This is a genomic window from Herbiconiux daphne (genome assembly GCF_024979295.1).
GTDB lineage: Bacteria > Actinomycetota > Actinomycetes > Actinomycetales > Microbacteriaceae > Herbiconiux > Herbiconiux daphnes.
In genome coordinates, this window is sequence record NZ_JANLCJ010000013.1 from 61855 (window position 1) to 71035 (window position 9181).

The following is a 9181-nucleotide window of genomic DNA, read 5'->3' on the forward strand; positions in this document are numbered from 1 at the left end:
ATCGTGCGCCGGATCGCTCGGTTCGCAAACCTCGAGGGCGAGATTCGCGGCATCCGGTCGGCCTCGCGAGCGACGGCGTGCTGCTACCTTTGCCTCGTGGGAGTGCGCATCGAGAAGGTCGACCTGCCGGGAATCGGCGTTCGGCACGACCTGCTGACCGAGAACGGCCGGCGGGTGAGCGTGGTGTCGCATCGCGGCGGCGATCGTGATCTCGCGCTGTTCGACGTCGACGACCCCGACTCGTCGAGCGACTCGGTTCCGCTCACCGATGACGAGGCCGCGGCCCTGGCCGACCTGCTCGGCAGCTCGGTCACGATGAGCCGGCTCACGAGCCTCGCCGGAGACGCGGCCGGGTTGTTCACCGAACAGCTGCAGCTGCCGACCGACTCGCCCTACCTCAATCGCCCGCTCGGCGACACGAAGGCACGCACGCGCACCCGGGTGTCGATCGTCGCGATCGCGCGCGACGGCGGCGTCATCCCGTCACCGACCCCGGCCGAGGTGCTGCGCGCCGGCGACACCATCATCGCGGTCGGCACGCGCGTGGGGCTCGACGCCCTCAGCCACATCATCGCCAACGGCCCGGGATAGGCCGCGCCCATGCATGAGACGACGCTGATCCTGATCGAAGTCGGTGCTCTCCTGCTGGGAATGAGCTTGCTCGGCCGACTGGCCATCCGCATCGGCATCTCGCCGATCCCGTTCTACCTGGTCGTCGGCCTGCTGTTCGGCGAGGGCGGCATCCTGCCCCTCGACGCCAGCGAGGACTTCTTCCAGGTGGGGTCGGAGATCGGGGTCATCCTGCTGCTGGCCCTGCTCGGGCTCGAGTACACGGCCGACGAGCTGCTGACGAACCTGCGGCAGTCGCGCACCGCCGGGCTCATCGACGGGCTGCTCAACGCGGTTCCGGGCGCCCTGCTCGCCCTGCTGCTCGGCTGGGGGCCGGTTGCGGCGGTGGCGCTCGCCGGAGTGACCTGGGTGTCGTCGTCGGGCGTGGTGGCGAAGATGCTGCGCGACCTCGGCCGGCTGGGCAACCGCGAGACGCCCGTGGTGCTGGCCATCCTGGTGATCGAAGACCTGGCGATGGCGTTCTACCTGCCGATCCTGGCCGCGCTCGTGGTGGGGGTGAGCCTGCTGCAGGGGGCGATCACGGTGGCGATCGCGGTCGGTGCGGTCGCGGTCATCCTCTATGTGGCGTTGCGGCACGGGAACGTCATCTCGCGCATCTTCACCCCGGAGCATCCGGAGCCCCTGCTGCTCGGCGTGCTCGGCCTCACCATGCTCGTCGCGGGGCTCGCGGCCGAGGTCAACGTGTCGTCGGCGGTCGGCGCCTTCCTGGTGGGCATCGCCGTGTCGGGGCGGGTGGCGAAGCAGGCGAGTCAGGTGCTCACGCCCTTGCGCGACCTGTTCGCGGCCGTGTTCTTCGTGTTCTTCGGCCTGACGACGGATGCCGGTGCGCTCGTCACGATGCTCGTTCCGGCCGCGCTGCTCGCCGTGGCGACGATGGCGACGAAGGTGGCGACGGGCTACATCGCCGCTCGCCGGGCGGGCATCGGGGAGCCCGGCCGGTGGCGCGCCGGCCTCGCGCTCACCCCGCGCGGCGAGTTCTCGATCGTGATCGCCGGGCTCGCGCTGAGCGCCGGGGTGGAGCCGAGACTGGCCCCGCTCGCCACGGCGTATGTGCTGATCACGGTGGTGGTGGGGCCCTTCCTCGCTCGTATTCCCGACACGGCATGGTTCAAGCAGTCGATGCGCAAGCGGCGCCGAGCGGTGGCGGGGTAGGCCTTCGGGCGGAGTCGTTCCGGCATCACGCGGGCGGCGGCACGCTCGTCGCCGGGAGTTCGACGGCCGGGGTCATGCGGCCCAGCTCATCGTCGATGCCGATCTCGACCAGCACCACCCGGCCGGCCAGGCGGGGGCCGTCGCCGCGCAACAGGCCCGCCTTGATGCCGCCGAAGGTGACCGTGACGGTCGCCGGCAGAACCACGGGGTCGGGCGCCGCTCCCGTGTCGGGGTCGATGCCGCTCGGGATGTCGACGGCCACCACGGCCGGCGGGTGCGGCTGCGCCTGCGGCTGCGGCGAGGAACGTGTTTCGGTGTCTTCGGCCGTGACCGCGGGCAGCAGAGCCTGCACGACCGCGCGCGCCGTGCCGCGCAGCGCCGACGAGGCCGCGGAACCGGTGGGGCCCGTTGAGCCGGGGGAGCCGGGAGCGCCCGTGGAACTCCTCGACGTGGTGCCGGTGCCGACGATGCCGTCGACCACGACGTCGAAGCCGACCGCCTCGCGGGCGAGGGCGGCGAGCGCAGCGGGCTGTGGGTCGAACGGTGTGGGCGAACCGAACACCGCACCGGATGCCTCGGCGGCAGCGCGACCGGCCTCGTGCAGTCGGCTGCCGACCCCCACCACCACGACCTCGACGCCCTCGGCGGCCAACTCGGCGCCCGCGAACAGTGCGTCGCCCCCGTTGTCGCCCGAACCGACGAGCAGCAGCACTCTCGGGGGCCGGACGTGACCGCGCTGCTCCAGCACCTCGCGGATGCGCCCGGCCAGGGCGTGCGCGGCCCGCTGCATGAGCGGCTCGCCGGCCGCCAGATGCGGCGCCTCGGCGTCGCGCACCTGCTGGGACGTGTATCCGCGGATCATCTCCTCATCCTCGGCGCACGCCTCGCCGGATGCAACGGGAAATCCCGCGCCCCCCACGTGACCCGCCGGCCTGTGGTGTCCACGGCAGCCCACGAGTAGCATTCCGGCATGGCCGACGATGAGGTGCGGCAGCAGGAGTTCGGCGAGCGGCTGCTCGACGCGATGGTGGCGAGCGCCGAGTTGCTCACCATCGAGCTCGGGCGCCGTCTCGGCCTGTATCAGGCGCTCGCCGGCGGTGAGCCGGCCGACGCGCCCGCGCTCGCCCGGCGGGCCGGCATCGCCGAGCGCTACGCGCGGGAGTGGCTGGAGCAGCAGGCGGCCGCCGGCATCCTCGAGGTCGCACCGACGGCGGCGGCCGACGTCGGTGAGCGCGCCTACCACCTGCCCGCGGCGATCGAACCCTTGCTGCTCGACCCGGAGCATCCGGCGTTCCTGATGGGCGTCCCGCCCCTGATGCAGAGCATCGCCGCGACGCTGCCCGCCGTCGAGACGGCCTTTCGCGAGGGCGGAGGGGTCGCCTACGCGGCGTTCGGGCCCGAACTGCGCTACGGCATCGCCGCTCTAAACCGGCCGGGTTACACGAACGACCTGCGGAGCTGGATCGAGGCCCTGCCCGACGTGGCCGAACGGCTCGCGGCCGGCGGCACGGTGCTCGACGCCGGCAGCGGGGTGGGCTGGTCGACCATCGCGCTCGCCCGTGCGTTCCCCGAGGCGAGGGTGATCGGGGTCGATCTCGACGCGGCATCCGTCGCCGAAGCGACCGCCAACGCCGCCGGCGCTGGGGTGCCGACCGATCGGCTGCGCTTCGAGACCGTCGACGCGGCGGGCTACCAGCCGGGCACGGTCGACCTCGTCACGGTGTTCGAGGCGTTGCACGACATGGCCGACCCGGTCGGAGTGCTGGCGGGCTTTCGGCGTGCCCTCGCTCCCGGAGGCGCCGTGCTGGTCGCCGACGAGAAGGTCGCCGACGAGTTCGTGGCGCCCGCCGGCGCCGACGAGCGCCTGCAATACGCCATCAGCGTGCTGCACTGCCTGCCGGCCACGATGGCCGAGAAGGCGGCGATCGATGCCGCGGGCGGGCGGGGCATCGCCAATGGCACCGTGCTGCGGGCACCCACCGTGCGCCGCTGGGCGCGCGAGGCGGGATTCGATGCCGTCACCGAGTTGTCGGTCGATCACCGTTTCTGGCGCTTCTACCGGCTCGACTGAGGGCGCAGCGGGCGACGAGCGGCGGGGTCGCTCCCGGCGTACGGTCGGGCGCATGCAGACGTTCGTGCCCTACGCCTCGTTCGCCGAGAGCGCGAGGGTGCTCGATCGTGCCCGACTGGGCAAGCAGCGCGTCGAGGCGTTGCAGCTCCAGCGGGCCATCACGGTGCCCGACTACGGCTGGCGCAATCATCCGGCGGCGAAGATGTGGCGTGGCTACCTGCCCGCTCTCACGAAGTACGCGCTGGTGATGACCGACGAGTGGATCGCTCGTGGCCACTCCGACACCGTGCGCCCCCAGGCGCTCGCGTTCGCACCCGAGGTCGACGCCCTCGAACAGGCGGAGCTCGACCTGCCGCCGTGGCTCGGCGACGAGGCCGTGCACATCAGCCACCGATCGAACCTCGTGCGGAAGGACCCGGTGTTCTACGGGCCGCTGTTCCCCGGGGTCGCGGGCGACCTGCCCTACGTCTGGCCGGCGCCGACCCGCTGACCGGGCCGCCCTGCAGACCGGCCCGGCCCGCAACCGCGCCTGCGCGACATTCGAACACGGGGCATAGGCGGGTCATAGCAACCGCATAGACGGCCCCGGCTGAATGGACATCGTTCGTTCCCGTCCCATTCACTTTGGAGTCGTCCCATGTCTCAAGCGATCCTCGTCGCCATCGATCTCGTCGCCATCGGCATCCTGACCTTCGGCCTCTACTTCCGTCGTCACCACCGGCGCGACCTCGTGGTGGCGTTCCTCGGCGTGAACGTGGGCGTGCTCGCGGTCTCGATGGTGCTCGGATCCAGCACCATCGGCGCCGGCCTCGGCCTGGGGCTGTTCGGTGTGCTGTCGATCATCCGGCTCCGCTCCGACGAGATCGCGCAGCACGAGGTGGCCTACTACTTCTCGGCCCTCGCGCTCGGCCTGCTCTCGGGGCTGACCGGCACGGTCAGCGTGCTGAACGTGAGCCTGATGGCGCTGATCCTGCTGGTGATGTTCGTGGGCGACAGCTCGAGGCTCTTCCCGCGCTACCGGCAGCAGACCCTGCAGCTCGATCGGGCCTTCACGAACGAGCGCGCCCTCATCGCGCACCTGGAGCAACTGCTCGGCGGGCGTGTGAAGGCCGTGCAGGTCAAGCACCTCGACCTCGTGAACGACACCACCCTGGTCGACGTGCGCTTTCAGGTGCCGGTGTCGACTCCGGATGCCGCCGCCGAACTCGAACCCGGATCCGCCGCCCACGGCCTCTACCCGCACGGCGCCCCGGCCCAGGGCCCGAACGCGCAGGCGGACGCCCGATGACCGCCGCACCGGCCGAAGCACCCGCCGTCGCACCCGCCGCTCCCGCCGCCGCCACACGGGTCTCCCCGCCGGCCTCTGCGACCCGCCGCGTGCACGACTTCGCGCCGATCGGGCTCGAGGAGCTCGTGGAACGCGCCTCGTTGCAGACCCGCGTCGATCGCAAGTACGTGGTGCCGGTCGCCGCACTCGACGGCATCCTCGCCGACATCGCGGCGTCGGGCGAGACGGGTGGCGCCGCGCCGGAGTCGAGTGCCGCCCGGGTGCTCGAGCTCGGCGGCATCCGGGACTTCCGCTACGAGTCGGTCTACTTCGACACCCCCGATCTGCGGAGCTTCTGGATGGCCGCACATGCCCGCCGTCGCCGCTTCAAGATGCGCACGCGGTCGTATGTCGACTCGGCCACCGCCTACCTCGAGGTGAAGACGCGCGGCGCTCGATCGGCCACCGTCAAGGACCGCCTGGAATACGAGTTCGCCGACCGCGCGCTGCTCAACCCCCACGGGCTCGACTACGTGCACGACACCCTCGACACCGCCGGCTTCGACGACATCGAACCCGAGAACCTCGTGGCCACCCTGATCACCCGCTACCGGCGAACCACCCTCTTCGTGCCGGGCGACGGGCTGCGGCCCGAGAGCCGGGCCACCATCGACACCCACCTCAGCTGGGCGATCGGCGACGGAGGCACCCGCGCGGGGCGTGGCCATGCCCTCGACACCCCCGGCATCGTGATCGTCGAGACGAAATCCGGATCCCGGGCCTCCGCCGTCGACCGCATCCTCTGGGCGCACGGGCACCGCCCGGCCACCATCTCGAAATACGGCACCGGGCTGGCGGCACTCCGCCCCGAGCTCACCGCCAACAAATGGTCGCGCATGCTGCGCCGCCACTTCGCCCCCGGCCAGACCCGGCCGGCGGCATCCCCCTCCTCGTTCCCGACCCTCGTCCCCGCTTCCTAAGGAGCAGCCCATGCGACCCCGCAAACCCCTCGTCTTTCCCCTTCTGGCCGGTGGCGTGCTCACCGTCGGCCTGCTCGCCGGCTGCGCCACGACGGTCGCCGGCGGCACCGGCACCGGCACCGAGACCGTCGACTCGTCGGCCTCGGCGGCGGCGGCCGGCACCGACGCCACTCAGAGCGCCGCCACCGTGCTGGCCGCGAACGCCGACGTGCACTCGTTCACCGACGACTCGAGCGACGACGCCTCGGCGACCGCCATCGCCCTCGACGGCGACACCGCGACCGTGACCGGTGCGTCTGCCGGTGCGTCGACCGGCGCGTCCGCGACCGGTGTGACCGTCGACGGCTCCACGGTCACCATCACCGAGGCCGGCACCTATCGGGTGTCGGGAACTCTCGACGACGGGCAGCTGGTCGTGAACACGACCGCTGACGGCACGGTGCGCCTCGTGCTCGACGGAGTGTCGATCTCGAGCTCGGCGGCATCCGCTCTCGACGTGCAGGCCGCCTCGGAGGTCGTGCTCGTGCTCGCCGACGGCTCGCAGAACTCCCTCAGCGACACCTCGTCGTATGCCGACACCGCCGACGCGAACGCGGCCCTCTACAGCGCGACCGACCTGCTGATCACCGGAACCGGCGCCCTCGACGTGCACGGCAACGGCAACGACGGCATCACGTCGAAAGACGGGCTCGTCGTCGACTCCGGCACCATCACGGTCGACGCGGTCGACGACGGCATCCGCGGCAAGGACTACCTCGTCATCGACGGCGGCACGATCTCGGTGACCGCGGGCGGCGACGGACTCACGTCGGACAACGACGAAGACACCACCAAGGGCTTCATCGCGGTCACCGGGGGCACCGTGACCGTGAGTGCTGCGGATGACGGCGCCCAGGCCCAGACGGACGTCGTCGTCACCGGGGGAACACTCGACGTGACCGCCGGCGGCGGGGCGAGCGCGGCGCCGGCCCGCAGCACGGCGCAAGGAGCCGGGTTCGCCGACGACGCGGCCTCGTCGGACACGTCGAGCGCGGATTCGGACGGCTCGGATACGACGAGCTCGGATACGACGGGCTCGGGCACGTCGAAGGGCATCGCGAGCGAGGTCATCACGGTGATCGAGGGCGGAACGGTCACGGTCGATGCGGCCGACGACGCGCTCAACTCGACGTCGTACGTGCACCTCGCCGACGGCGACATCGTGCTCTCGGCCGGCGACGACGGCGTGCACGCCGATGTCGCCCTCGTGATCGACGGGGGAACGACCGACGTCGCCACCTCCTACGAAGGTCTCGAGAGCGCCGACATCACCGTCGCGGGCGGCGACACCACGGTCACCTCGAGCGACGACGGGGTCAACGCCGCGGGCGACGGGGCGGCTGCCGCGGTCGACACCTCGGCCGACGACACGGCCGAAGACACGACCGAAGACACGACCGACGACTCGGCCGACGGCACGGACAGCACCGGCACGACCCCGGATGCCGGCGGCCCAGCGGGCGGCGCAGGCGGCGGTATGGGCGGCGGCGACACCGTCGGCAGCCAGACCGTCACGGTGTCGGGTGGCACCCTCGTGATCGACTCCGGCGGCGACGGGCTCGACTCCAACGGCACGGCCGGCATCACAGGCGGCACGGTCGTGGTGAACGGCCCGACAGACGGCGGCAACGGAGCGCTCGACGTGAACGGCGACTTCACCATCTCGGGCGGCGTGCTGCTCGCGGCGGGAAGCTCGGGCATGGTGGTCTCGCCGAGCACCGCGTCGAGTCAGGGCTGGCTCTCGGCGACGCTCGACCAGGCGGTCGACGCCGGCACCATCGTGCACGTCGTCGCCGACGACGGCACCGAGGTGGCCGCGTTCCAGTCCAGCAAGACGATCCAGTCGGTGGTCTACTCGTCGGCCGCGGTGTCGTCGGGGGCGACCTACAGCATCGTCACCGGCGGAACGGTGTCGGGCGACCTGACCGGTGGGCTCGCGGCATCCGGCGACTCGTCAGGGGGCACCCTGGTCACCACGGTGACGGCCGACGAAGCGGCCGCGGGCGGCATGGGCGCCATGGGTGGCGGGGGCACGGCCGGCGGGGGAGCCCCGGCCGGCGCCGGCACCGGCGGCCCGCCGCAGCGCTAACCGCAGGCGGCGGCGCCGGCGCGGTCCTGCGGTGCGGAGGCCCGTCGTTCGCTCTCAGCGAAGGGCGGGCCTCGTGGAGGCTCTGTTCAGGAAAGCACTCCATACTTGTAGCTTCAATCGTTTGCCCCGGGTCACCCGAACACTCCGGCTCGGCGAACGACTCTTCGAAGCCGTGACCGCTTCGTCTGACACCGACCGTCACCGCCAATTGCCGCGCGGGCTCCAGCCGACTCCTCGTCGACGAGTGTTCCGCTGTGCCCGCCCGCGAGCGGGAGATGCGGCATGAGTGCTGCGAACGCCTCCGTGCGCAGGCACCCATTGGCCGAACCATTGGACACCATGACACACGCTCCCCGCAATGCTTCACCCGTTTCACCCGTTTCACCCGCTTCGCCCGTTTCATCCGGTTCCGCCGCGTCACCCGCAGCATCCGCCGCCCCGGCCGACCAGACGCGTCGCAGCCTGCGCGCCGAGCAGACGCCGCCGTCGCGACTGCGCAAGCTCGGCCCGATCGGCGCCATCGCCGCGGCCGGCCTGCTCGTGACCCTCGCGTCGTTCGCGCATCCGGCGGTCGCCAACGCGGCGAACGCCGCCGGCTCCACCGCGAACGTGACCTCGTCGCCCAAGGTCGACGAGGCCGCCGCTCTGCTCGAGCGCACCACCGAGCGCGCCGACGTGCGCGCCGAGACCACCGTGGCGCAGGCCTCCGCGGTGCTCGAGGGCGCCAAGGGCAAGGTCGACACGGCTCCGCTCATCGCGTCGATCGCCGCGCTCGACAACTACCGCTACCTCGACACCACCACGGTGCAGACCCTCACCACGGCGGCCGTCACCACGACCGCCCAGATCCAGACGGCTGCCGCCGCGGCCGACAAGGCGGCTGCCGAAGCCGCCGCGGCCGCCGCCGCGCAGGCCGCCGCCGATGCCGCCGCCGCCGCCGCTGCGGCTCAGGC

The 9181-nt window shown here is 72.1% G+C and carries 8 protein-coding genes and 1 pseudogene; 8 read left to right on the forward strand and 1 reads right to left on the reverse strand.

Annotated elements, in window-relative coordinates; all coding sequences use genetic code 11:
• Positions 1-3 precede the first annotated feature (3 nt).
• Positions 4-591, forward strand: a complete 588-nt coding sequence (locus N1032_RS21205) for a cation:proton antiporter regulatory subunit (protein ID WP_259542121.1) — start codon at positions 4-6, stop codon at positions 589-591.
• Positions 592-600: 9 nt separating this feature from the next.
• Positions 601-1782, forward strand: coding sequence for a cation:proton antiporter (locus tag N1032_RS21210; protein WP_259542123.1), 1182 nt, complete (start codon positions 601-603; stop codon positions 1780-1782).
• A gap of 25 nt (positions 1783-1807) precedes the next feature.
• Here N1032_RS21210 and N1032_RS21215 read toward each other — a convergent pair whose 3' ends face one another.
• A complete protein-coding gene (locus N1032_RS21215) occupies positions 1808-2644 on the reverse strand; it encodes an NAD(P)H-hydrate epimerase (RefSeq protein WP_259542124.1) in 837 nt (278 codons plus the stop codon).
• A gap of 108 nt (positions 2645-2752) precedes the next feature.
• Between N1032_RS21215 and N1032_RS21220 the strand changes: the two genes are divergently transcribed.
• The 6 genes and pseudogenes from N1032_RS21220 to N1032_RS21245 all read left to right on the forward strand — a co-directional run.
• Complete coding sequence (locus N1032_RS21220) at positions 2753-3853, forward strand: class I SAM-dependent methyltransferase (protein ID WP_259542126.1); 1101 nt, start codon at positions 2753-2755, stop codon at positions 3851-3853.
• Positions 3854-3905: 52 nt separating this feature from the next.
• On the forward strand, positions 3906-4343 hold the full coding sequence (locus N1032_RS21225; protein WP_259542128.1) for an MSMEG_6728 family protein: 438 nt from the start codon (positions 3906-3908) through the stop codon (positions 4341-4343).
• Between the two features lie 147 nt (positions 4344-4490).
• On the forward strand, positions 4491-5141 hold the full coding sequence (locus N1032_RS21230; RefSeq protein ID WP_259542130.1) for a DUF4956 domain-containing protein: 651 nt from the start codon (positions 4491-4493) through the stop codon (positions 5139-5141).
• The gene (locus N1032_RS21235; RefSeq protein ID WP_259542132.1) at positions 5138-6100 is read left to right on the forward strand and encodes a polyphosphate polymerase domain-containing protein; all 963 of its coding nucleotides are present in this window, start codon (positions 5138-5140) and stop codon (positions 6098-6100) included. The genes N1032_RS21230 and N1032_RS21235 overlap by 4 nt, the downstream gene beginning before the upstream one ends.
• 10 nt (positions 6101-6110) lie before the next feature.
• Positions 6111-8228: a carbohydrate-binding domain-containing protein gene (locus tag N1032_RS21240; protein ID WP_259542133.1), complete on the forward strand. Its 2118-nt coding sequence runs from the start codon at positions 6111-6113 to the stop codon at positions 8226-8228.
• Between the two features lie 339 nt (positions 8229-8567).
• A pseudogene (locus N1032_RS21245) lies at positions 8568-9181 on the forward strand (hypothetical protein); the annotation flags it as partial.